This window comes from Thiomicrorhabdus heinhorstiae (assembly GCF_013391765.2).
GTDB classification, from domain to species: Bacteria; Pseudomonadota; Gammaproteobacteria; order Thiomicrospirales; family Thiomicrospiraceae; genus Thiomicrorhabdus; species Thiomicrorhabdus heinhorstiae.
This window is the reverse complement of record NZ_JACBGI020000001.1, coordinates 234,391-258,646: the sequence shown is the minus strand read 5'-3', so window position 1 is coordinate 258,646 and position 24,256 is coordinate 234,391. Positions and strand designations below refer to the sequence as shown.

Genomic DNA, 24,256 nt, shown 5'->3' with positions numbered 1-24,256 from the left:
GCACTTTTATAAAAGCGGTATTTTTAGGTGTAAAGGCTAACTCAGGGATGTTAAACTTCCCTTTTTGAAAAAGCAGGCCCGGATTCGGTCGGCGAGTGGGGATAAAGTTTCGTTTGAAACTTGTGGAATAAGTATTTGTTGAACTAGGAGACAGCATGTCTAAAAACATTGAATCGATCTTAACGGAGAGTCGCGTATTCGAACTGAGCGACGAAATTAAATCCGGTTTTGGGTTGAGTGTCGAAGATATTGACGCCATGCGTAAAGACGCGGCTGAAGATCATGTCGGATTTTGGTCGAAGTTGGCTAAAGAGAAATTACACTGGAACAAACCTTTTACCGTCGGTTTAGACGATTCAAATGCCCCTCACTATAAATGGTTCACCGATGGTGAATTGAATGTCTCCTATAACTGTATCGACCGACATTTGGAGACGAAAAGCGATAAGCTGGCGATCATCTTCGAAGGCGATCGCGGTGATGTCGAGCACTATACTTATAAAGAATTGCACGACAATGTGTGCCGTTTTGCCAACACCTTGCAGGCACAAGGCGTTGAAAAGGGTGATCGCGTTATCATCTATATGCCTATGATTCCGCAGGCGGTAATTGCCATGCAGGCCTGTGCGCGTATCGGTGCGATCCACTCGGTGGTGTTCGGCGGTTTCTCTGCCGAAGCGTTGCGTGACCGAATTGAAGATGCCGGCGCCAAGCTGGTTATTACCACCAACGGCAGCCGTCGCGGCGGTAAAACCATCTCGCTTAAACATGCTGTGGACGATGCTTTGGAAAAAGGCTGTGAGCAGGTTAAGCGTGTTATCGTTTATCGTCGTACCGATGATGAAGTGCCGATGCATGAAGGTCGCGATATCGACTGGATGGAAGCCGAAGCCGGCATGAGTAATTACCATGATCCGGTTGCTGTAGATGCCGAACATCCTTTGTTCCTGCTTTACACTTCCGGTTCGACCGGTAAGCCGAAAGGGGTTCAACACAGTAGCGGCGGCTATTTGCTTAACGCTCATTTGACGAATGAGTGGATGTTCGATTTGAACGACGACGATGTGTTCTGGTGTACCGCGGATGTGGGCTGGATCACCGGTCACTCTTATGTCGCTTACGGGCCGCTTTCGGTCGGTGCGACCATGTTGATGTTCGAAGGTGTTCCGACCTATCCGGATGCCGGCCGTTTCTGGCAAGTGTGTCAAGATCACGGCGTAACCGTCTTCTATACGGCTCCGACGGCAATCCGTGCGCTGATGAAATTCGGTGCCGACCTTCCAAATCAATACGACCTGTCCAAACTGCGTCTTCTGGGAACGGTTGGCGAACCGATTAACCCGGAAGCCTGGATGTGGTATCACGATGTCATCGGTAAACAACGCTGCCCGATTATCGATACATGGTGGCAGACCGAAACCGGTGCGCATATGATCGCGCCTTTCCCGGTTACTCCTTTGAAGCCAGGATCATGTACGCAACCTATTCCAGGGATCGATGCGGTGATTCTGGATGAAGAAGGGAATGAACTGCACGGTAACGAAGGTGGGCTTTTGGCTATCAAGAAACCGTGGCCGTCAATGATCCGTAATGTCTGGGGAGATGATGAGCGTTACAGAAGCACTTATTTCCCGTTGGCAGGCAAGCCTTATTATGTGGTGGGCGACAGTGCGCACCGTGATGAAGATGGTTATTTCTGGATTCTTGGTCGTGTCGACGATGTATTGAACGTTTCTGGTCACCGCCTTGGAACCATGGAAATCGAATCTGCGTTGGTTTCGCATCCACAGGTTGCCGAAGCGGCGGTAGTTGGTCGTCCGCATGATGTTAAAGGTGAAGCGGTTGCTGCTTTCGTGGTGCTGAATGTGGATATTCCAGAAGGCGATGCACGCGATAAACTGGTTCAAGAATTACGCAACTGGGTTGCCAAAGAGATCGGTCCGATTGCCAAGCCGGATGATATTCGCTTCGGAACCAACCTGCCGAAGACGCGTTCCGGTAAAATCATGCGTCGTTTGTTGCGTACAATTGCCAAAGGTGAAGAAATCACTCAAGATACTTCGACTTTGGAAGATCCGACTATTCTGGATCAGTTCCAGCAAAAAGCGTAAAAGTTTGAATCGGCCTGTTCCCTGGCCGAATTTAAAGATACCCTCGACCGTTTTCGATCGGGGGTTTTTTATGTGAGTCTTAAATTTCCGATAATTTGGATGTTAAGTCTCATTTAAATCATTGTTATTAAATGAGTATGCCCGGTGTTTAAGTAAAAATTAGGCTGCGGGTTTTATATACATTGATAAAAAAGTCTTATTTTCCTAGCCCTTAAAGTGCCGTGATAATGGGGGAGCCTTCAGGCTGGCTCCATGCGCTTTGCCTTGAGGGCTAAGATAATAATCATAGAAAAGTCTCAAACGAGGAGAATAATTTTGGATCAAGCTAAGATTGAGAAGATTAAGAATCTTCCTGAGTATCAGAAGCTTGTGAAAGAGCGTTCAGGTCTAGCCTGGAAACTCTCTATCGCAATGCTTGTGGTTTATTACGGCTACATTATGCTGTTAGCCTTTGACCCTGCGTTTTTCACTACCATCATTTCCGGTGAATACGTTTCAATCGGTTTCCCGGTCGGTGTGGCAATTATCATATTTGCCTTCCTTTTGACAGGTTACTACGTCAGAAAAGCGAACAGTGATTTTGATGAGCTGACAGCTAAAATCAAGAAAGAGGTGGAGTAATGTCTCAATTAATGAAACTACTAGCCTCTTTCTCAATGCTGGCTCTATTGCCGGTTGCGGCCTTTGCAGCAGGCGATATTCAAGGTGGCGCCAAAGCGGAAGAAGTTAACTTCCCTGCGATTGTTATGTTCGTTATCTTTGTCGGTTTGACCCTGTTCATTACCTACTGGGCTGCTCAGCGCACCAAGTCTGCAAAAGACTTCTATGCTGCGGGCGGTGGAATCACCGGTTTCCAAAACGGTCTGGCTCTGGCGGGTGACTATATGTCAGCGGCGTCTTTCCTGGGTATTACCGGGATGGTGTACTTGAAAGGGTATGATGGTTTGATCTTCGCAATCGGTTTCCTGGTTGGTTGGCCAATCATGTTGTTCTTGATGTCCGAACGTTTGCGTAACCTGGGTAAATTTACGTTTGCCGACGTTGCAGCTTACCGTTTCAAACAAACGCCTATCCGCGTTCTAGCCGCTTTTGGTGGTATCGCGGTTGTAATCCTGTATTTGATCGCGCAGATGGTCGGTGCCGGTAAACTGATCGAATTGCTGTTCGGTCTGGACTTCAACTACGCGGTTCTGATGGTTGGTGCTCTGATTATCGCTTATGTGACTTTCGGCGGTATGTTGGCAACTACTTGGGTTCAGATCATTAAAGCGGTACTACTGCTTTCCGGTGCGACTTTCATCGCGATCATGGTTATGTACCAAATGGGCTTCAGCTTCGAAACTCTGTTTAAAACCGCGGTTGATAACCGCGGTGGCGATATGAACATCCTGTTCTCGGGTGGTTTTGTTTCTGATCCGATCAATGCGATCTCTCTTGGTATTGCGTTGATGTTCGGTACGGCAGGTCTTCCGCATATTCTGATGCGATTCTTTACGGTTCCTGATGCGAAAGAGGCACGTAAATCGGTCTTCTATGCGACTGGTTTTATCGGTTACTTCTACATCCTTGCTTTCATTATCGGTTTCGGTGCTGTAGCAATGGTTGTCGGTTCGGAATACTTCGCAGGCGATAAACTGGTCGGTGGTAACAACATGGCGGCGATTCACCTGTCGCACGTTGTTGGCGGTGACTACTTCCTTGGCTTCATCTCCGCGGTTGCATTTGCGACTATCCTTGCAGTTGTATCGGGTCTGACACTGGCAGGGGCTTCTGCTCTGTCACATGATATCTATGCGAACGTGATCAATAAGAACGCAACTGAAGCTCAAGAAACTAAAGTGGCACGTATTGCAACTCTGGCTATCGGAGGTTTGGCAATCCTGTTCGGTATCGGATTTAAAGATCAGAACATTGCCTTCGTGGTAGCACTTGCTTTCACTATTGCAGCTTCTGCTAACTTCCCGGTATTGATTATGTCTATGTTCTGGTCAGGTATGACCACGCGTGGTGCGGTAATCGGTGGTTGGTTAGGTTTGATCTCCGCGGTAGTCATGGTGGTTCTTGGTCCGGTCGTCTGGACGCAGATCCTGGATATGGGTGCGGCGATCGTTCCTTATAAATTCCCGGCACTATTTACCGTGATCATTGCATTTGTTGGTATCTGGTTCTTCTCGATTACCGACAAATCGGCACGCGGTAAAGAAGACCGTGACGGTTTCGAAGCGCAATTTATTCGTTCGCAAACCGGGATTGGTGCTGAAGGGGCGTCTAGCCACTGATTAATCGGCATTAATCGTTTATGATAAGGGAGGCTTTTGCCTCCTTTTTTATTTCCAAATGATCGTTGTCTGGTCAGCATAGAGGATTATTATGGCTTCTGAACAACAGCTGCAGTTTTTACAACAGATCTCGCCATTTTCTTCTCTGCCAATCAAGCTGTTATCGCAAACTGCACAGCAACTCGATGTTGTGTACTTTCCTTCCGACTCGGTGATTAAAGAATTTGACAGCCTGTTTATCGTGATTAAGGGGCTGGTTAAGGAGCGTCGTGGAGAAACCGTCCTTGGACGCTATGCAGGTGGAAGTTTCTTTGGCGAACAGCTCCTGCTGGGCAAAAGCGCTGCATCGGTACAGGTTGAGTTTCTGGTCGAAGAAGAGGCGATTCTTTATAGTTTGCCGAAGAGCCAGTTTGCCGAATTATTGGAAAAAGATCGCGGCTTTTATGATTTTTTTCATTCCTCAATTGCTGAGCGATTGGACAGTCTGTATAAAACCCAGCAGATGGCTTCGGCAACAGAAGTCATGATGGACACTGTTTGCTTAGCGCCAATTCGCCCCCTGCTGAAGGTCAAGGCTTCCGCTTCTTTGGCAGAAACGGCACAAATTCTTCGCAAGAATGCCGGAGATGCATGTTTGGTTGAATTTGCCGGAAATTTACCAGAAAGCGAGCGTTTTGGACTCTTCAGTTCCAGTGATTTGTTAAAAGCGCTGGCAGAGCCGAAATCCCATGATGAATTCTCCATTCACAAGGTTGGCGACTACGCCAGTCGAGAATTGATCAGTGTTCACCAATTCGATTTTCTGTTTAACGCGCTATTGAAAATTACCCGTCATGGAATAGATCGTTTGGTTGTGCGAGACGATCAGGGGTTTATCGGTTTTTTAACTCAGCAGGATCTAATGATTCTGTTTGCCGATCAATCCGGATTGGCTCTGATTAAAATCGATCAGGCCGACAATTTGCATGAGTTGCTGAAGGTTTCCGATCAAATTGACCGCCTGATTGATAACCTGCATCATCGGGGCATTAAATCGCACTACATTGCCAAAATGGTCAATGAGTTGCATCGCAAAATTATGCAGAAACTGGTTGAACTGCTGCTGGATAGTTCTTTGCGCGACAAGGTCTGTTTATTGGTAATGGGCAGTGAAGGTCGTTCCGAGCAAATATTGAGAACCGATCAGGATAATGCGCTTTTATTTGCCGATGATTTGGATAAGGAAGAGCGTATCAAGATCGATGCTTTTAGCGATACCTTTAGTCAGGCATTGTTAAAATTGGGTTTTCCTCCTTGTCCCGGCGGTATTATGCTCAATCAACCGCGTTGGCGACAATCCTATAGTGAGTTCTGCGCGCAGTTGCATGAATGGTTTGATCAGCCGTGTGAAGAGAGTTTTATGTGGTCGGCGATTTTTAGTGATGCCGAGTGTGTTTACGGCAATCAGGCACAGTTGGAAAATCTGAAAAAACAGCTGTTTTCCAGTTTGCGAAATCAGCCAATTTGGCTACATCATTTTGCAGCTAAGGCGTTGCAGTTTCCGACGCCGGTCGGTTTTCTAGGCGGTTTGATTACGATTAAGAACCAGCGTCGTGAATGGGTCAATTTGAAAAAAGGCGGCATCTTTCCGATTGTTCACGGTGTGCGTTGCTATGCTTTAGAAGCCGGAGTGCAGCAAACTAACACGCATTGGCGAATTAAGGCCTTAATGGATCTTGAAGTCTTCGAGCACGAGTTCGGTATTGAACTGGGCGAATCGTTGAACTTTCTTCAGGGCTTGCGTCTGGAGTCGATGTTACAGCAACAGGGTATAGAGGAGGCGGATAGCGAGTCGATAGACATCAGTGTCTTGAGTCACTTGCAACAGGATCTTTTGAAGGAGGCTTTCCGGGTTGTAGAGCGTTTCAAAAAACGCCTGAGTCGTCACTTTAAACTGCATGAGGTGCTGTAAGCATGCAGGCTTGGTGGAGTGCATTGCAACAACGACGGCGAGATAAACGCTTTTTGAAAAAATTGCGTGAGCCTGAATTTGTCTTTCTGGCAGATGCAAAGAGTCGATTAGAACGAAAAGAATTCGTCAGTCTGGATTGCGAAACGACCGGCTTGAACCCGAAACAGGATCGAATTATCACGTTAAGTGCGGTAAAGATTTGCGGTAATCGGATTTTAAGCAGTCAAAAATTTAATGTAATGGTTTATCCGGAGATAAGTATCTCCGAGGAGAGCATTAAAGTTCATCACATTCGGCATGTCGATCTGCAAGTCGGCGAAGTGTTAAGTGAGCGCCAGGCAATCGAGGCGTTTCTACATTTTATCGGTTCGGCTACTTTGGTCGGTTACTATCTGGAATTTGATTTGGCGATGATCGACCGAATTGTAAAACCTTGGTTGGGGAGCGGTCTGCCGAATCCGCGAATAGAAGTCTCCGGGCTTTACTATCAGTGGCGACAGCAGCAACATCGGGATTCGATGCACAACGCCCATTATGATCTGCGTTTTGATCATATGATGGAAAAACTGGAGTTACCGATGTTTTCCCAACATGATGCTTTTAACGATGCTTTAATGACCGGGATGGCATTTTTAAAATTACGCTCGTTGCTCTATGGAGATTTGTCCGCTCACTAGCTTTTTAAATTTTTTATAATTTGGGTTAAGAAATCAATCGATATAAATTTGCCGATCCTCCATGCCTATCCGGCATTTCAATAGATGTTTAAGGCGAAACTTGACAAAAATCACCTAAAGCTGTATATTGCGCGCAGATTTTTTAAAAACATCTTGAAACGTTCTTGGAAAATTTCATTGAACGGTTTAAATTTTTAAAAACCCCGTTTTTACGGGGTTTTTTGTTATTGGAATTTATGAAAACGGATTGGTAGTTTTTGTGACCTTAGAAGAGAAGCTTGAAAACAGTTTGCGACCGACCATCGAATCTATGGGATTCGAGTTTTGGGGGATTGAGTATATGCCTGCCGGACGCCATTCGACTTTACGCGTTTATGTTGATCGTGAAGACAGTGGGATCACCGTTGATGATTGTGCCGATATCAGTCATCAGGTCAGTGCAATTCTTGATGTTGAAGACCCAATTTCCGGCGCTTACAATCTGGAAGTTTCTTCTCCTGGCATGGATCGCACGCTTTTCCGTCCTGAACAGTATCAGCGTTATCAAGGGCAGACTGTTCAAGTGCGCACTTCAACAACCGTTTTGGGACGAAAACGTTTCAAAGGACCGATGGTCTCGGTAGACGAGAGCAAAATCGGTGTTGAAGTCGACGGAGAGTTGTATGAAATTCCGTTTGATTTAATTGAGAAAGCCAATCTAGTGGCTGAATTTTAATTCGGTGTAACCATAAACTAAGGCGAGTGAGTGATGAGTAAGGAAGTATTGGCCGTTGTTGAAATCATGGCGAATGAAAAAGGTGTTGAAAAAGAGATTATTTTTGATGCTATTGAAGCTGCTTTAGCTACGGCTACCCGAAAGAGCTATGATGATGAAATTGATGTTCGCGTTTCGATTAACCGCCACACAGGTGACTATGAGACTTTCCGCCGTTGGGAAGTGATTGAAGATGCCACTTTGATCGAAGACAACGTTGGTTGGTATATCCGCGAAATGGACGCAGTCGATGTCGACCCGAATATCGAAGTCGGTGAGTTTATTGAAGAGCAGATCGAATCGATTGATTTCGGACGTATCGGTGCGCAAACGGCAAAACAGGTTATTATTCAAAAAGTCCGTGAAGCGGAACGCAAGAAGGTTGTTGAAACCTACTCTAAACGCGTCGGCGAAATCCTGACCGGACAGGTAAAACGTATTGATCGCGGTGATGTTATTCTGGATATGGGTGACAATGTTGATGCAGTGATTCCGCGAAACCAGTTAGTCGGTCGTGAATCTTTCCGTATGGGGGATCGAGTGCGTGCGTACTTGCAGGAAGTTTCTTTCCGTCCGCGTGGACCACAGTTATTTATGTCCCGCGCCTGTAAAGAGATGCTGATTGAGTTGTTCAAAATTGAAGTACCTGAAATCAGTGACGATCTGATCGATATTATGAGCGCGGCACGTGATGTCGGTTTCCGTGCCAAGATAGCAGTTCGTGCCAATGATCCTCGTCTTGATCCGATCGGTGCTTGTGTCGGGATGCGAGGTGGACGTGTTCAAGCGGTAACCAACGAGTTAAACGGTGAACGTATCGATATTATTATGTGGGATCCGAACGACGCACAATTTGTTATCAATGCGATGGCGCCTGCTGAAGTCACCTCGATCATGGTTGATGAAGATAAACACACCATGGACTTGGCCGTAGAAGACGAACAGTTGTCTCAGGCGATCGGTAAAAATGGTCAAAACATCCGTTTGGCTTCCGAGTTGACGGGTTGGGAACTGAATGTCATGACTCAGTCGGAAATGGCCGAGAAGCATGAAACCGAATCCAAGGATCAGATGGATGTCTTTATCAATGCATTGGATGTTGATGAAGAGATGGCGGTTGTTCTGGTTGAAGAAGGTTTTACCTCTTTGGAAGAAGTGGCCTATGTTCCTGCTACGGAAATGCTGGAAATTGACGGATTTGACGAGGATATTGTTTCCGAGTTGAAACAACGTGCGAAAGATGCACTGTTAACACAGGCGATTGCCGAAGAAGAGAAGGCTGCTTTGGCTGAGCCGGCGGAAGATTTGTTGAATCTGGAAGGTATGACTCCGGAAATGGCGAAACAATTAGCCTCGAAAGGGGTGATTACTCAAGAAGACCTGGCGGAACTGGGTACTGATGAACTGCTTGAGTATGTCGAAATGAACGAAGATGCAGCAGCAGAATTGATCATGAAAGCGCGTGCACCATGGTTCGAATAATTAAAAGGGGAGAGTTTCAATGACAGAAGTATCGATTAAACAATTTGCAGAGACACTCAACCTATCGGTAGACCGTTTGCTAACTCAGCTGGGAGAATCCGGCATTAAAGGCAAAAAACCGAATGATGCTATTAGCGACGAAGAAAAACGCACTTTGTTGGCTTATTTGAAAAGCCTGCATGGTGAAAAGACCGAAGCGACTCCTGAAAAAGTCACGTTACGCCGTAAGCAAACGTTGAATTTATCGGCAGGTTCCGGAAAAAGAACCGTTAACGTCGAAGTGCGCAAAAAACGCACCTATGTCAAAAAAGCTGAAACAGCTCCTGAAACGGTAGTGGAAGAAGCGATTCCTGAAATTGAGGAAACGGTTAACGAAGAGGCGGTGGCGACACCTGTAGTTGCAGCCCAGGAAACTCCTGCGGTGGTTGAGCAGACTCAGCAAGCTCAGGCTGAGAAGAAGGAGAACCCGGTTAGCGCTAAAGGTGCCGAAACTGATGGTGAATCGTCTTCAGGTGCTCCTATGCCTCCTAAAGAAGATCACTCTAAGGCTGCTAAAAAGCAGAAAGATCAGAAGCATCATGAAAGCCGTAAAAAGAATGACGGTGAAGATGGTCTTCGTGCCAAAACTAAAAAACCACCGGTCAAGGGTCGTAAAGTCATCGCGGATGATGATGTCGATGCTAGCGGCCGCCGCGGCGGTAAAGGACGTAAGAAAGGCCTAGCTAAGAAAGCTTTGAATGATCACGTTTTCCAAAAACCGACTGCGCCTGTGATCAAGGAAGTCAAAGTTCCGGAAAGTATTACTTTATCTGCTCTGGCTGATGCCATGTCGGTTAAATCCGGTGAAATCATCAAGTACATGATGATGAATCTGGGAACGATGGCGACGATCAATCAGATTCTGGATCAAGATACGGCCATGTTGATTGTTGAAGAGATGGGGCATAAGCCGGTTGCATTTACCGAAACAACCATCGAAGACGAAGTCACTGCGCAAGAGTACAACGGTGCGACGGTAAAACGTTCACCGGTTGTTACTATCATGGGTCACGTTGACCACGGTAAAACATCCTTACTTGACTATATCCGTAAGGCCAAGGTTGCATTCGGCGAAGCCGGGGGAATCACTCAGCACATCGGTGCCTACCATGTCGACACCAATATGGGTGGTTTGACCTTTATCGATACTCCGGGGCACGCGGCCTTTACCGCCATGCGTGCTCGCGGTGCCAAGGTTACTGACGTGGTTGTTATCGTTGTTGCCGCAGATGACGGCGTTATGCCGCAGACCAAGGAAGCGATTCAGCACGCCAAGGCATCCGGTGTCGGTATCGTCGTTGCGATCAATAAAATGGATAAGGAAAGTGCCAACCCTGAACGCGTTAAACAGGAATTGGTTGCCGAAGAAGTCGTTCCCGAAGAGTGGGGTGGTGACGTCCAGTTTGTGCCTGTTTCAGCGAAAACCGGTATGGGCGTAGATGAGCTGCTGGATGCGATCTCGCTGCAAGCTGAAATCCTTGAGCTTGAAGCACCGACCGAAGGTCCGGTTAAAGGTGTGGTAATTGAATCACGTCTTGATAAGGGGCGTGGTCCGGTGGCAACCGTTCTGGTCCAAGTCGGCACCTTGAGAAAAGGCGATATCGCTTTGTGCGGTATGGAATATGGTCGTGTCCGTGCGCTTGTCGGCGATACGGGTGATATGATCGATGAGGCTGGTCCGTCTATTCCGGTTGAGATTTTAGGGCTTTCCGGCGTGCCGGTTGCCGGTGACGAAATGATTACCGTTGAATCCGAGCGTAAAGCGCGTGAAGCAGCGATGTTCCGTCAAGCGAAAAACAAAGAACTTAAGATTGCTCGTCAGCAAAAATCCAAGTTGGATAATATGTTCAACAAGATGGCTGAAGGCGAGATACAAAACATTAATATCATTCTTAAAGCGGACGTTCAAGGTTCGATTGAAGCGATTACCGATGCATTGGTTAAGCTGTCGAACGATGAAGTTAAAGTTAATGTGATCGCGTCAGGTGTTGGTGGTATCACCGAGACCGACGCTAACTTGGCGTTGGCTTCTGAAGCTTTGATTTTCGGTTTCAACGTTCGTGCCGATGCTTCGGCCAAGCGCATTATCGATAACGAAGGTATCAGTTTGAAATACTATAGCGTTATCTATGAAATCGTCGATGAAGTGAAACGTGCCGTTGAAGGTAAGCTGGCTCCGGACTTCCGCGAAGATATTGTTGGTATCGCTGATGTACGTGACGTCTTTAAGGCGCCTAAAATCGGTGCCATTGCCGGATGTATGATTATCGACGGTAGCGTGAAGCGTAATAACCCGATTCGTGTACTGCGTGAAAACGTCGTTATCTACGAAGGTGTTCTGGAATCATTGCGTCGCTTCAAAGACGATGTGAACGAAGTACAAAAAGGTATGGAATGCGGTATTGGGGTTAAAGACTATAATGACGTTAGAGTCGGTGACCAGATCGAGTGTTACGAGCGTATCGAAGTCAAACGTACTTTGGATTAAAGCACGCTAAATTTTCGTTGTCGGGGTTAAGTCCGCGGTGAAAGTTGCATTTGAAAATGCCCTTCGGGGCATTTTTTCGTCTAAAGGGTCGCCGGGATGTTTCTTGCACCCTTTTATTACGAGGAATAAGAAGTTATGAATCAACCAACGGTGAGTCGCCCGACTCGTGTTGCCCAGGAAATCAAGCGTACTTTGGCACAATTGATTGTGCAGGAAGTCAAGGATCCGCGTTTTCAGAAAATGACGATTACCGAATGTCAGATTTCCAAGGATTTAAGTGTTGCTAAAATCCATTTTTCGCTAATCGGTTGTAATTCCGAAGATCCGGAAGTTGCCGAGACATTACAAGCTTTGCAAAAAGCCAAAGGTTTTTTCCGCAGTGAAATCGGCAAGCGTTTACAGCTGCGAATCGTCCCTGACCTGCGCTTTTATTTTGATACGGTTCCTGAACGTGTTCAACATATCGAAGACTTGATTAATAAAGCGTTAAATAAAAAATAAATATGAGTCAGTTTCGTCATCCGCCGCGTCAGGCGGTTAATGGCATTGTGCTGTTAAATAAACCGGCCGATGTCTCTTCCAACGGTATTCTGCAGCAGGTTCGACGCATTTTTAATGCTAAAAAAGCCGGCCATACCGGCGCTTTAGACCCGTTTGCTACCGGTTTGCTGCCGATCTGTCTCGGCGAGGCGACTAAAGTCTCCGGACTGCTGCTGGACTCCGATAAGCGCTATACCGCGACCTTGAAGTTAGGCGAACGTAGCAACAGTGGCGATACCGAAGGTGAGATCATTGAGGTTAAGCCTGTCCCGCAATTGAGTCGTGAAGGTATTGAGAAGGTTTTACATACTTTCCTTGGTGAAATTGAGCAGATACCTCCGATGTATTCCGCTCTGAAATATCAGGGAAAGCCCTTGTATTGGTATGCACGACAAGGGATCGAAATCGAGCGTCCTGCCCGTAAGATACACATTCTCGAACTGCAACTTATCTCGTTTAATGAGCATGAAATCGTATTCGATGTTCACTGTTCCAAAGGAACCTATGTGCGTACCCTAGGTGAGGATATTGCTGTCGCCTTAGGCACAGTGGGCCATTTAACCGCTTTGCACCGCACGCAAACCGGCTCTTTAAGCGGCGATGATATGCTGACCATCGAACAGATAGAAGAACGGAAGGTGCAGTGTCTGCAACCTTTGGATATCGCTTTGCAAGCATTTGAAGCCCTGTATCTGGATGCTGAACAAACGGTGCTTCTGCAACACGGCGGTAAATTAGCTCTATCCAAGCCGAACACAGAACTGGTTCGTTTTTATGATCCGGATGGTCGTTGTTTCGGTGTCGGTGAGTGGCAGGAAGCAAAACAGTTAATTAAACCGAAAAGACTGTTTAATCTTAATGTTACTGATGGGACTAAAAGCGCATGAGTTCATCCAATCGTTTTCGACATGCCGACGGCATTCTCGACCTGCGTGACCGCGAAACTTACCGGCAGGGACATTTATGCGGCGCGACCTGGATGGAAGCGGAGTATCTTGATGAAAGCCTCAATCAGCTTCCGGCGGCCCCGGCGGAATTGTTCCTGATCGGTGATAAGGAGCGGATAGAGGAAGCATCGATTTTTCTGGACATGAAAGGCTATTCGGTAAGCGGTTCAATCGTATTGCAGACGGATCAGGATATCACATTTTGGCGTGAGCAGCTTGGACAGGATTGGTGTCAGGGAAAGGATTCCAAAACCTTATGGTCGCCAAGTGACTTGGTAACTTACTTCGCCGAGTCTTTGCTGCCGGAGATAAAGCAACATGAGAAGTTCCCTCAAATACTGGATCTTGGTTGCGGTGGCGGACGGGATGCGATTTTTCTGGCAAAACAGCGCTGTCGAGTCACAGCGATTGATCAGGAAGCAAGGGTCATAAAACGTGCTAAACGTCTGGCGCAGGTTTCCGGTGCACAAGTGAATTTTAAATGCTGTAACCTCAAACAGGGCGATTGTCTGTCGCAGGCGCAGTTCGATTTAATTACGATGGTTCGTTATCTGAATCGCGACCTGTTTGCCAAAATAGATAAGATGCTGAATCCGGGCGGTTTTGTTTTGATTCAGACTTTCAGTGAAGGCGCAGAGGCCTTCGGTTCGCCGAAAAATCCTAATTTATTACTTAAGGAGGGAGAATTGGCTGAAGTTTTTGCGGGTTATCGAATAATTGTTGATAAAATAGAAAACATTCAAGATGGCCGTCCGGTCTGTTCGTTCATTGCCCAAAAACCAAAATAAATAAACTAATCTCCGTTTAATGAAGATTGGCTAGGGTTAAGGGTGTAAAAGAACTTTTCGGCGGCAATAATAATATGAAAACAGAGGAGCAGTTATGATTTCCCTATCCGTCCCAGAGTTATTTACTTTCTTTCAAGAGCACTCGGTATGTGAGTCTTTGACCAAGGCTGAGGTAGAACGTCTGATTCCGTATTTGCAGGAAAAAACCTACAAAGGAAGAGAAATCGTTTTTGAGCGCGGTGAAGTGACCGATAATTTAAGTTTGATTACAGAAGGTAAAGTTGATTTTATCGGGCATGCAGAAGACGCTGGGGCCGTCGGCGAACAGCACGTTGGAACCCTGGTTGGTGAGATGTCTTTCTTTGATCGCAAGCCGAGAAACCTGCGTATGATTGCCGGGCATAAAGGCGCCAAAATGATTTTCTTAACCCGTCCTATGTACGACCGTTTAAAAGTTGAAGAGCCTTATATCGCGGTAAACATTCTTGAAAATGCGATTGTCAGTCTGGATGAACTGGTACGTCACATGGGTGACGATATCTCGACTCTTGGTCATTATATGCATGGCTTCGGCAAACAATAATTAGACCGCAAGGTTAAGTTGCCGGCGGCGGATTATCCAGGGTTTAGAAAAAGCCTTAAAACTTGTATTTACTAAAAAAATCAGTAAAATACGCGGATTCGTTTCTATCATCGGTTGTGGAAACGATATTTGATTATAAGACCGATCGAATGGAGAAATATTATGTTTGATGCTGAAACTAAAGCGAAAATCATTGCCGAATACGCGACTTCTGAAGGCGATACTGGTTCACCGGAAGTGCAAATTGCTCTTTTGACTCACCGTATTAAGTACCTGACTGAGCACTTCAAAGAGCACAAGCAAGACAACCACTCACGTACTGGTTTGTTGCGTTTGGTTAGCCGTCGTCGTAAATTGCTGGATTACGTTCACAAGAAAGACGGTGAAAGATACCTATCTATCATCAAGCGTCTTGGTCTTCGTAAGTAAGCACCTGCATTTATGCCGAAAAAACCCTGCTTTGCAGGGTTTTTTTTTGCCCAATATTTTTCAAATAAAAGGTATTTTTTGGTGGCCAAAAGGTGAATACAAGGTAGAATGTTTCATTCGAAAATTAAGTTTATTTATTAAGAGCCTGTAAACCAATAGCCTGAATCCCTAAATCGATTTGCCGCTTTTTCAGTCGGATCGCTTTACGGATTCAGGTTTCAGACTCGCAATGCCTCTGCTCGAATCGAAAGGAAAAAGAATGGCGAAGATTAGCACAAGCTTTATGTACGGTGACCATCAAGTCACTTTGGAAACAGGTGAAATTGCCCGTCAGGCTGATGGCGCTGTCATGATCGGCATGGGGGATACTCGCGTATTAGTTACCGTTGTAGCTGCTAAACATGCCCATGAAGGTGCCGATTTTTTCCCTTTGACCGTTAACTATCAAGAAAAAACTTACGCAGCGGGACGCATCCCTGGCGGTTTCTTGAAGCGTGAAGGGCGTCCTTCCGAGAATGAAACCCTGACTTCACGTCTGATTGACCGTCCTATTCGCCCGCTTTTCCCGAAAGGTTTCCATAACGAGGTGCAAATTATTGCCACGGTTGTCGCTCTGGACCCGGAAGTCGGGACCGAAGTAGCCGCCATGTTGGGAACTTCCGCGGCATTGGCGATTTCCGGTGTGCCGTTTAACGGTCCGATCGGGGCGGCGATTGTCGGCTATCGTGACGACCAATATCTGTTGAATCCAAGTCCGGAATCGTTGCAGACTTCTGATCTGGAGTTAAGTGTTGCCGGAACCAAAGATGCAGTTTTGATGGTTGAATCCGAAGCCGCTGAATTGTCTGAAGAGGTGATGCTGGGAGCCGTTATGTTCGGTCATGAGCAGATGCAGACGGCAATTAACGCGATTGAAGCCTTTGCTGCCGAGGCCGGTAAACCTAAGTGGGACTGGCAGGCAGCTGAAGAAAACACCGAGTTGAAAAATGCTGTCTTTGAACTGGTCGGAGCAGATGTAGAAGAGGCTTATCTGATTTCCGATAAAATGGATCGTTATGCCGCTCTGGATGCTGCTAAGAGCAAAACACTGGAAGTTTTGGCTGAAAGTGAAGAAAATCCGCAAGGTTATGCGGCAAAAGCGATTGAAGGCATGTTTGGTAAATTACAGAAATCGATTGTTCGCGGCCGCATTATCGAAGGTCAGCCGCGTATCGACGGCCGTGATACCAAGACCGTCCGTCCGATTAACTGCCAGGTGGGTGTTTTGCCTAAAGTTCACGGTTCCGCTCTATTTACCCGTGGTGAGACTCAGGCGCTGGTAGTAACGACTTTGGGAACTGAAAAAGATGCCAAGATTGTTGACGAATTGACCGGCTCTTACCATGACCGTTTTATGCTGCACTATAATTTCCCTCCATTTTCGGTAGGTGAATGCGGCCGTATCGGTAGCCCGGGCCGTCGTGAAATCGGTCATGGTATGCTGGCGCGTCGTGGTGTTGCGGCTCTGCTTCCGACTGAAGATGAATTTCCATACACCATTCGTGTGGTTTCCGAAATCACAGAATCCAACGGTTCCAGCTCTATGGCATCGGTATGTGGTACTTCCATGTCTTTGATGCACGCCGGCGTACCGATTGCTGCACCGATCGCCGGTATTGCCATGGGCTTGATCAAGGAAGAGAGCGGATTTGCAGTTCTTTCCGATATTCTGGGTGATGAAGATCATCTAGGGGATATGGATTTCAAAGTGGCCGGAACCGATCAGGGTGTAACCGCTTTGCAGATGGATATCAAGATTAACGGTATTACCGAAGAGATTATGCAGATCGCTCTTGAACAGGCAAAAGAAGGTCGTATGCATATTTTGGGCGAGATGAGCAAAGCCATTTCTCATTCGAATCAGGAAGTTGCAACCACTGCGCCGCGTTTCTTTATTATGAAGGTCAAGCCTGAGAAGGTACGTGAGATTATCGGTAAAGGTGGTGCGACCATTCGTTCGATCACTGAAGAAACCGGCTGTACGATCGAGTTGGATGATGACGGTAATGTTAAAATTGCTGCGGTTGACAGCGGAGCGGCTAATGCAGCCATTGCTCGTATCAACGAAATTACCGCCGAGCCGGAAATCGGTAAAACCTATGATGCAGTTGTTAAGAAAATTGTTGATTTCGGTGCTTTTGTTGCTTATATGCCGGGCCGAGAAGGTTTGGTTCACGTTTCGCAAATCGCCGAAGAGCGCGTGGAGAATGTTTCCGATTATCTTAAAGAAGGACAAGAAATTCGCGTGAAATTAACCGATATCGACAAGCAAGGTCGTGTGAAATTGTCCATGACCGCCGTTGATGATTGATTATTGATCTTTCGATGATGACAAGGCCATTCATATGAATGGCCTTTTTTGTCTCACGGTAAGAGACATGAAAAGAGATATTGAATATATTCCACGAGAGAAGATAAAGGGATAGAAATGAAACAGCATGCCGCTTTTGAATTTTTAGGCAAAACCGATATTGAAACCCTGCAAGTTCAGGTTGAACACTATCGTCATAAAGTGACCGGTGCCGAGCATTATCATTTGGCGGCCGACGATCCGCAGAATGTTTTCCTGGTTGCACTAAGAACCGTGCCGATGGATTCGACCGGTGTGGCGCATATTCTTGAACACACGGCTCTGTGCGGCAGTCGCAAGTACCCGGTACGCGATCCGTTTTTTATGATGATCCGCCGCTCTCTGAATACCTTTATGAATGCCTTCACTTCTAGTGACTGGACCGCATATCCGTTTGCAACAGAGAATAGAAAAGACTTTCAAAACCTGTTGCAAGTTTATATGGATGCAGTGTTTTTTCCAAATCTTCATGCATTGGATTTCGCTCAGGAAGGGCACAGATTCGAGTTTGAAGACAAGAGTGACTCGAACTCGCCTCTGGTCTATAAAGGGGTGGTTTTCAATGAAATGAAAGGGGCCATGAGTTCGCCGATTTCGACACTTTGGCAATCTCTCAGTGAAAATCTTTACCCGACGAATACCTATCATTTTAATTCCGGTGGTGATCCCGAAGTGATCCCGGAATTGACGCATCAGCAACTGGTTGAGTTCCATCGTTTTCACTATCATCCGAGTAATTCGGTGTTTATGACCTACGGTGATATCACCGCTTACGAACATCAATGTCAATTTGAAGAATTGGCCCTGTCCGAATTCAAAGACCGGGTTGAACAGATCAAGGTCGCTACGGAACAGCGCTTTAATGAACCGCAGAAAGTGCTTGGCAGCTATGCTTTGGATGAGGAAGAGACGGATAAGAAAACCCATATTGTCATGGGCTGGTTGCTCGGAATGAATCAGGATCCTCTGGAGGTTCTGAAAGGCCATCTATTGTCGGCGGTACTGTTGGATAATAGTGCTTCCCCAATGCGTAAAGCTTTAGAAGATACCGATTTGGGGGCAGCACCGTCGCCTTTATGCGGCTTGGAAGAGTCTAATAAAGAGATGGCCTTTATGCTCGGTTTGCAGGGTTCGGAAGCGGAGAATACCGAAGCGGTTGAAGATTTGATTCTAAAAGAGCTGCAACGCATCGTCGACGAAGGGATCGATCAAAGCCAGCTCGAGGCGATGTTGCATCAATTGGAATTGTCGCAACGTGAGGTAGGAGGAGATTCTTATCCATACGGCCTGCAGCTGATCTTGCACTCTTTATCCGGAGCGATGCATGACGGCGACCCGATTGCATTGCTGGATGTCGATAATGCGCTTAAACAATTGGAAGACGAAATTAAGAATCCGCAGTTTATTCCGGATCTGGTTAAAAACTGGCTGTTGGATAATCAACATCGCGTAACTCTGACCTTGAAACCGGATGCCGAGCTGGCGAAACGTAAAGAAGAAGCGGAAAAAGCCAAGTTGGCGGATATTCAAGCCAAGCTGAGCGAGGAAGAGAAACAAGCGATTATCGATCAGGCTTTAGCACTTGATGCACGTCAGGCTGAAATTGATGATGTGAATATTCTTCCTGAAGTGACCAAAGAAGACATTCCAGCGGCAATTAAAGCTCATCAGGCGATTGATTACAACGGAAAGGCTATGCCGGTGCATGCTTACGAGTGTGGTTCAAACGGGATTACTTACCAGCAGTTGCTAATTGATCTACCTGAATTGAGTGCCGACGAACAGAGAATCATGTCGCTGTTCAACAGTTGTTTGACCGAAGTCGGTTGTGCCGAGCGCGATTACTTGCAGACCCAACATTTGCAGGCAGCGGTAACCGGCAGTTTGAGTGCCCGTACCTCTTTGCATTCCAAAATCGGTGAGACCGATACTTGCCACAGCCACTTTATTTTGTCTTCCAAGGCTTTGAACCGCAATAGCGGTGAAATGACCGAATTGCTGCAGGAAACGCTGTATCAAGCGCGTTTCGACGAGTTGCCTCGTATCAAGGATCTTCTAGGACAGATTCGATCTTCAATCGATCACGGTATTACCGGTAGCGGGCATTCCCAGGCGACCATGGCGGCGATGCAAAATTATACGCCTGTATCGGCCTGGAAATTCAATCGTTCCGGATTTGCCGGAATCCGTGATTTCAAAGACTTCTACAAGCAAATGGAAGATGAATCGAAGTTGGAAAACTTTGCCGATAGTTTGTCGGTTATCCGCGATAAATTGTGCAATTCCGATAAACAAGCACTGCTAATCGGCGATGAGGCAGGTTTAGGCGATGCCTTGAATCAATTTGAACAGGCTTGGTCTTCAATCGACAAGAGCGGTACAAAAGAGGATGGCTTCAAACTTGAGGTTTCCACAGAGCCGGTTAAAGAAGCCTGGGTGACCAGTACTCAGGTGAATTTCTGTGCTATGTCTTATCCTGCTGTAGCTGCCGATCATGCCGATGCTCCGAAACTGGCGGTATTGGGCGCTTGTCTGCGTAACGGCTTCCTGCATACGGCAGTCCGCGAAAAAGGCGGAGCTTACGGCGGAGGTGCCAGTTATAATTCCGAAGCGGCAGGCTTCGTGTTCTTCTCGTATCGTGATCCGCGTTTGATGGAGACCTATGCCGATTTCGCAAGAGCCAAAGAGTGGTTGATGAGTTCCGAAGCAACCCAAGCCAAGGTCGATGAAGCGATTTTAAATGTGATTTCGGCAATGGACAAGCCGGGTTCGCCAGCAGGCGAAATGCGCAAGGCTTTCTATCAGCAGCTGTACGGTCGCAGCCTCGATATCCGCATGGCGTACCGGGAAGGGGTGATTTCAACTACGATTGATGAATTGCGCGAAGTTGCTGAACGTTATTTCCTTCCGGAAAAAGCTTCGTATGCGGTTCTGACGCATTCTGGCATGAAAGGCCTTCTAAGTGATCAAGGCTTTGACTTGAAACAACTTTAACTATCTTCTATTTGATTTCAAGGCCGGCGCCCGGACATTTGTTCGGGCGTTTTGTTTTTTATCGACTTTAATAAATATCTGGAATTTGCCATAGAAAACATTCTTGATTACCATTTGCACCTTAATTGTGAGTTGTATTTATTATTTTGAGATACAGAGAAGGCGCTTTTTCGGGGAACGTCTTTTCAAGTAATTTCTCGGTAGAGTTAGAATTTGTTTTAAATGATAAGAAAAGATTTAAGAAAGATTTTTACGCGTCTTGTTCTCATCGCTGTTCCTGTCGCTTTCTATGCGAAACCCGCTTCGGCAATCGATTTCGATGGTGGCGTAACCAGCGTTTATCAGCACGCATTCGAGAATCGGCTTGAAGATGATGCCAACGCTTCGATGGATTTGAATTTCGGATACGACGGTCGAGGTTACAGCGTAAAAGCGCATGCGGAAATCAATACGACGCCGAAAAGTACGGGAATCGCTTCGGTCATAGGGCAGAGCAATGCCGATGCCGGTACGGCCCTGTCTCAAGATGATCATGGACGTTTTCAACTTTCCGAATTGTTTGTTTCGGTTCCTTTCCACTCCAAGTTTAAGGTGCATATGGGGCTTATCGATTCAACGGTTTTTTTCGATACCGCTAGAATTGCCAATGATGAAAACAGCCAGTTCCTCGCTTCCGATTTCGTCAATAATCCGGTGATCGACTTTCCTGATTATGCTTTGGCGATAGCGGTGGAGTATCCATTTTCGTCGATTAACACTACACGTCTGATGATATCGTCAACCAATGGCCTCGCGGATAATCCGAGTCGTGACTATAGTAGTCTGTTTGAAGTGGATGACGATCAGAAGGGAATCTTTTCGATTTTAGAATCCCAGTGGCAAACCGGTGAAGGTTTTATCGAAATCGGTATCTGGTCGCACAATGGAGACCACGTGGCTCTGGATGATCCTGCACAGAATAAATTAAAAAACTATGGGGCATATTTGACTGCAGGAGCAAGCAAAGCAAATCAGGCCATCGAATTTCGCGTCGGTTACAGTAATGAAAGAGTCTCTACTGCGACAGGCTTTGCCTCCATAGCTTATCAATTTACCGGTGATGACTGGACTTTGGGGAGTGCTTACGGCTACACCAAAATTTCCAAATATTTGCATCAACCGCATGAAAGTGTTCAGGAAGTTGAGCTTTATGCCAATCGGGAGCTTGTAAGAAACCTTTCAATTTCGCCATCGATCCAGTACTTCAATCATCCCTTATACGATAACAGCATCGTTTCTAAAATCAGCGATGATATTTGGACGGCCAACTTGAGAATGCACTTGGTATTTTAAAATTGAAGGAAAATATCGTATCTAAATAATTGAAATTTAAATCGAAGTTTAATCTAAGTTCTTAGAGCTTGCTCTCTTTTAGAATATCTAAGGTCTTTAAATCCCGGTCGCCGCCACAGTATTTTTCAATGGCTTTTAAAAACAGTCTTTGTTGTTTGGAATTAGTTTCGGCTGCCGTGCAAAACAGCGTCATGCACGAGCAGAATTTGCGGTTATCGGGTTTACCGAAAATCTCCAGTAAACTTTTGCCCTCTGCAGCCAGAACGGTTTGCGTACACTCAATAAGACGTGATCCCAACAGTGGATGTTGCAAATAAGCTTGCGCTTCCTGCAGGCTTTTAATGGAATAAAACACTGTATAAGGCCGAGAGCCTAATCCATCGATTTGTGGGAAAATAAACCACATCCAATGCGTCTGTTTATGCGCCATTTTCAGTTCGGACAGTACCGTTGCATAAACGGGCTCTTGCGCTTCAACAAAGCGCTGTAAATTAAAGAAATCGTCGGTTATCAAGGGAGAAATTGAACCTTTCGTGTTGGAAGTTAAAAGATTGTTGCCAGTACTGTTTTAGGCTGATTTTTTTGTGGATGACTTCAACGAGGAATCGTGCAGAACCACTTCTTTATATGATAATTACATCATGAATAAAGTGTGACTGCTTTTCCTAAGACTAGAGACAATTTTTTTCGAAGCGTACAATGAATTTTAGGTTTCGACTATGAAATGTTGAAACCTGCATTGTGATCATAAGTCAAAGAGGTAAAGTATGAAACCAGCATGGATTCTTGTAGCCGACAGCAGCCACGCGCGAATTTTTAGCGCGGAAAACTCAGCAGCCGACTTAATTGAAATTGAAACATTAATGCACTCTCAAGCACGTATGCATGAGCAAAAACTGGACAGTGATTTGCCGGGTAAAGGACGCGGCAGTTACGGAGGTGGCGGTCATGCATATGACGACGAAATATCACCCAAGGAGCAAGAGGAGATTAATTTTGCTAAAGCGGTTTCGTCATATCTGTGCGATAAGTTGAACCAGAATTTATTCGACCGCCTGTTTATCATAGCGGCACCGGCGTTTTTGGGAGATCTGCGCCATGCATTCAGTAACCAGGTCGCCAAGCATGTCACTTTCACTCTGGATAAAAATGTAACCGATCTGGCACCTAAGCGCATCCGCGGTTATTTACCGCTTTCTTTGGCTTAATAAGCTATCACTAATCAAAGAATCTGAATCTAAAAAAGCACCTTAAATTGGTTTTCAATTTCAAGGTGCTTTTTTTATGGGATGAGTTTCGACTTTATTCTATGAAAATCAGGTATTGCGCTTTCCATAAATCAAATAAAAGCTCCTGAACGCTTTGCTCCGCAAGATAGGACGACAGAGCTTCTTGATCCAGGAAACTATTATTAGCTAGACGTTGAATAAATTCTCCCGGAGCGTCGAAATCCTTCCAGATACTGCCGTTTATATACAGCTGGGTTTTTCCGTCGATCTCGGTAAATGCAAAACGACACACAGCGTCTTTAATCAAGCCGTGTTCGCCATATAGTGCATCAATGAATTCTTGCAACGCCGGTGTCTCTTCTTCCGTCAGCGGTTCAGGAAGTTGCTGTGCTGCACTCTGATCGAGCTGGGTGGCAAAGCGTGCAAACCAGGTCTGCAGCAAGGTTTCGTCTTCAAGTTTTTCCAGAAGCAGTTTTTTCGCCTGTAGTGCAGCTTCTTTCGTTACTTCACCCGGATTAAGGCTGGTAGGCATTTGCGGGTCGTAATACAGTTCCTTGAATAAGCTCATTTCCGACAGATGATCGCCCAAACTGTCCCATAGCTCTTGGCCGCGGTAGGAACGATACCCAACCGAGAAGGTCATGCATTGATCGTCAAGTGCGACACCGTGATGGCCGACTTTTGGCGGTAAATACAGAATATCGCCAGGATTAAGAACAAACTCTTCTTCCACTTTAAAAGTCTGCATTAAGCGCAGGTCGACGCCCTGAATATAGTTGTCTTCATGACAGTCCTGGCTGGTGATATACCAGCGACGTTGACCGGACGCCTGCAACAGAAAAACATCATAATGGTCGAAATGTGGACCGACATTGCCGCCTGTGGCCGCGTAACTGATCATAATGTCGTCGATACGCCAACGCGGTAGAAAATCAAAATCGTTCAGGATATCGGCAACTTCCGGCAAAAGACGGTCGCAGCCTTGAACCAGAAGAGTCCAATTCTGCTCCGGTAAAGAAGCGTAGTCTTCTTCGCTAAAAGGACCACGCTTCAGTTCGTAATTTTCCTTGCCATGCTGAATGACTATACGGCTTTCGATCTCTTCTTCAAGAGAGAGGCCGGCCAGTTCCTCCGGTGAAACGGGGGTTTCAAATTCTGGTAAAGCATTGCGTAACAGCAGGGGCTTTTTCTGCCAGTAATCGTTTAAAAAACTTTTTAAATCAATTTCTTGGAATTGAATCATT

19 protein-coding genes are annotated in these 24,256 nt (G+C 46.2%); 17 read left to right on the top strand and 2 right to left on the bottom strand.

Translation table 11 applies throughout. The annotated features are described in order from the left end of the window. Positions 1 to 155: 155 nt before the first annotated feature. The 16 genes from acs to H8792_RS01230 all read left to right on the top strand — a co-directional run bounded on the left by acs (position 156) and on the right by H8792_RS01230 (position 21,783). Complete coding sequence (gene acs / locus H8792_RS01305) at positions 156 to 2,111, top strand: acetate--CoA ligase (protein ID WP_194947321.1); 1,956 nt, start codon at positions 156 to 158, stop codon at positions 2,109 to 2,111. 315 nt (positions 2,112 to 2,426) lie between these two features. Beyond that, positions 2,427 to 2,732, top strand: coding sequence for a DUF485 domain-containing protein (locus tag H8792_RS01300; RefSeq protein ID WP_194947320.1), 306 nt, complete (start codon positions 2,427 to 2,429; stop codon positions 2,730 to 2,732). Then, the gene (locus tag H8792_RS01295) at positions 2,732 to 4,390 is read left to right on the top strand and encodes a cation acetate symporter (protein WP_194947319.1); all 1,659 of its coding nucleotides are present in this window, start codon (positions 2,732 to 2,734) and stop codon (positions 4,388 to 4,390) included. Before H8792_RS01300 ends, H8792_RS01295 begins: the two co-directional genes overlap by 1 nt. Before the next feature lie 91 nt (positions 4,391 to 4,481). After that, positions 4,482 to 6,341 (top strand): DUF294 nucleotidyltransferase-like domain-containing protein, encoded by a 1,860-nt coding sequence (locus H8792_RS01290; protein WP_194947318.1) that lies wholly within the window; start codon positions 4,482 to 4,484, stop codon positions 6,339 to 6,341. A gap of 2 nt (positions 6,342 to 6,343) precedes the next feature. Further along, on the top strand, positions 6,344 to 7,018 hold the full coding sequence (locus H8792_RS01285; protein ID WP_194947317.1) for a 3'-5' exonuclease: 675 nt from the start codon (positions 6,344 to 6,346) through the stop codon (positions 7,016 to 7,018). A gap of 259 nt (positions 7,019 to 7,277) precedes the next feature. Next, positions 7,278 to 7,733 (top strand): ribosome maturation factor RimP, encoded by a 456-nt coding sequence (gene rimP, locus H8792_RS01280; protein WP_194947316.1) that lies wholly within the window; start codon positions 7,278 to 7,280, stop codon positions 7,731 to 7,733. Positions 7,734 to 7,766: 33 nt separating this feature from the next. Then, on the top strand, positions 7,767 to 9,254 hold the full coding sequence (nusA, locus tag H8792_RS01275) for a transcription termination factor NusA (RefSeq protein ID WP_194947315.1): 1,488 nt from the start codon (positions 7,767 to 7,769) through the stop codon (positions 9,252 to 9,254). Positions 9,255 to 9,273: 19 nt separating this feature from the next. Continuing rightward, positions 9,274 to 11,781 (top strand): translation initiation factor IF-2, encoded by a 2,508-nt coding sequence (gene infB / locus H8792_RS01270; protein WP_194947314.1) that lies wholly within the window; start codon positions 9,274 to 9,276, stop codon positions 11,779 to 11,781. A gap of 135 nt (positions 11,782 to 11,916) precedes the next feature. Beyond that, a complete protein-coding gene (gene rbfA / locus H8792_RS01265) occupies positions 11,917 to 12,282 on the top strand; it encodes a 30S ribosome-binding factor RbfA (RefSeq protein ID WP_194947313.1) in 366 nt (121 codons plus the stop codon). A 2-nt stretch (positions 12,283 to 12,284) separates the two neighbouring features. Then, positions 12,285 to 13,208, top strand: coding sequence for a tRNA pseudouridine(55) synthase TruB (gene truB / locus H8792_RS01260; RefSeq protein ID WP_194947312.1), 924 nt, complete (start codon positions 12,285 to 12,287; stop codon positions 13,206 to 13,208). Next, positions 13,205 to 14,056, top strand: a complete 852-nt coding sequence (locus H8792_RS01255) for a class I SAM-dependent methyltransferase (RefSeq protein ID WP_194947311.1) — start codon at positions 13,205 to 13,207, stop codon at positions 14,054 to 14,056. Before truB ends, H8792_RS01255 begins: the two co-directional genes overlap by 4 nt. 94 nt (positions 14,057 to 14,150) lie before the next feature. Continuing rightward, positions 14,151 to 14,639 (top strand): Crp/Fnr family transcriptional regulator, encoded by a 489-nt coding sequence (locus tag H8792_RS01250; RefSeq protein ID WP_194947310.1) that lies wholly within the window; start codon positions 14,151 to 14,153, stop codon positions 14,637 to 14,639. A gap of 162 nt (positions 14,640 to 14,801) precedes the next feature. Next, entirely contained in the window at positions 14,802 to 15,068 is a 267-nt protein-coding gene (gene rpsO / locus H8792_RS01245) for a 30S ribosomal protein S15 (protein WP_194947309.1), read from the top strand. Between the two features lie 259 nt (positions 15,069 to 15,327). Further along, positions 15,328 to 17,418 (top strand): polyribonucleotide nucleotidyltransferase, encoded by a 2,091-nt coding sequence (pnp, locus tag H8792_RS01240; RefSeq protein WP_194947308.1) that lies wholly within the window; start codon positions 15,328 to 15,330, stop codon positions 17,416 to 17,418. Positions 17,419 to 17,535: 117 nt separating this feature from the next. Beyond that, on the top strand, positions 17,536 to 20,451 hold the full coding sequence (locus H8792_RS01235; protein ID WP_194947307.1) for an insulinase family protein: 2,916 nt from the start codon (positions 17,536 to 17,538) through the stop codon (positions 20,449 to 20,451). A 222-nt stretch (positions 20,452 to 20,673) separates the two neighbouring features. After that, positions 20,674 to 21,783 carry a carbohydrate porin gene (locus H8792_RS01230; protein WP_194947306.1) on the top strand — a complete coding sequence of 370 codons (1,110 nt, stop codon included), beginning with the start codon at positions 20,674 to 20,676 and terminating at the stop codon, positions 21,781 to 21,783. Positions 21,784 to 21,844: 61 nt separating this feature from the next. Here the strand turns inward: H8792_RS01230 and H8792_RS01225 are convergent, their stop codons facing one another. After that, entirely contained in the window at positions 21,845 to 22,297 is a 453-nt protein-coding gene (locus H8792_RS01225; RefSeq protein WP_228766865.1) for a DUF1810 domain-containing protein, read from the bottom strand. 253 nt (positions 22,298 to 22,550) lie between these two features. Here H8792_RS01225 and H8792_RS01220 point away from each other — a divergent pair, with 253 nt between their 5' ends. Next, positions 22,551 to 22,991: a host attachment protein gene (locus H8792_RS01220; protein WP_194947305.1), complete on the top strand. Its 441-nt coding sequence runs from the start codon at positions 22,551 to 22,553 to the stop codon at positions 22,989 to 22,991. A 94-nt stretch (positions 22,992 to 23,085) separates the two neighbouring features. Here the strand turns inward: H8792_RS01220 and H8792_RS01215 are convergent, their stop codons facing one another. Next, the gene (locus tag H8792_RS01215; protein ID WP_194947304.1) at positions 23,086 to 24,255 is read right to left on the bottom strand and encodes a cupin domain-containing protein; all 1,170 of its coding nucleotides are present in this window, start codon (positions 24,253 to 24,255) and stop codon (positions 23,086 to 23,088) included. Between the last annotated feature and the right edge of the window lies 1 nt (position 24,256).

Excerpts from the sequence above, each read along its gene's own strand:
- H8792_RS01285 (WP_194947317.1), top strand. The coding sequence starts at position 6,344 with ATGCAGGCTTGGTGGAGTGCATTGCAACAACGACGGCGAGATAAACGC.
- H8792_RS01235 (WP_194947307.1), top strand. The coding sequence starts at position 17,536 with ATGAAACAGCATGCCGCTTTTGAATTTTTAGGCAAAACCGATATTGAA.
- truB (WP_194947312.1), top strand. The coding sequence starts at position 12,285 with ATGAGTCAGTTTCGTCATCCGCCGCGTCAGGCGGTTAATGGCATTGTG.
- H8792_RS01215 (WP_194947304.1), bottom strand. The coding sequence starts at position 24,255 with ATGATTCAATTCCAAGAAATTGATTTAAAAAGTTTTTTAAACGATTAC.
- H8792_RS01290 (WP_194947318.1), top strand. The coding sequence starts at position 4,482 with ATGGCTTCTGAACAACAGCTGCAGTTTTTACAACAGATCTCGCCATTT.
- H8792_RS01220 (WP_194947305.1), top strand. The coding sequence starts at position 22,551 with ATGAAACCAGCATGGATTCTTGTAGCCGACAGCAGCCACGCGCGAATT.
- pnp (WP_194947308.1), top strand. The coding sequence starts at position 15,328 with ATGGCGAAGATTAGCACAAGCTTTATGTACGGTGACCATCAAGTCACT.
- H8792_RS01250 (WP_194947310.1), top strand. The coding sequence starts at position 14,151 with ATGATTTCCCTATCCGTCCCAGAGTTATTTACTTTCTTTCAAGAGCAC.
- H8792_RS01255 (WP_194947311.1), top strand. The coding sequence starts at position 13,205 with ATGAGTTCATCCAATCGTTTTCGACATGCCGACGGCATTCTCGACCTG.
- H8792_RS01230 (WP_194947306.1), top strand. The coding sequence starts at position 20,674 with ATGATAAGAAAAGATTTAAGAAAGATTTTTACGCGTCTTGTTCTCATC.
- acs (WP_194947321.1), top strand. The coding sequence starts at position 156 with ATGTCTAAAAACATTGAATCGATCTTAACGGAGAGTCGCGTATTCGAA.
- infB (WP_194947314.1), top strand. The coding sequence starts at position 9,274 with ATGACAGAAGTATCGATTAAACAATTTGCAGAGACACTCAACCTATCG.
- rbfA (WP_194947313.1), top strand. The coding sequence starts at position 11,917 with ATGAATCAACCAACGGTGAGTCGCCCGACTCGTGTTGCCCAGGAAATC.
- H8792_RS01295 (WP_194947319.1), top strand. The coding sequence starts at position 2,732 with ATGTCTCAATTAATGAAACTACTAGCCTCTTTCTCAATGCTGGCTCTA.
- nusA (WP_194947315.1), top strand. The coding sequence starts at position 7,767 with ATGAGTAAGGAAGTATTGGCCGTTGTTGAAATCATGGCGAATGAAAAA.
- rpsO (WP_194947309.1), top strand. The coding sequence starts at position 14,802 with ATGTTTGATGCTGAAACTAAAGCGAAAATCATTGCCGAATACGCGACT.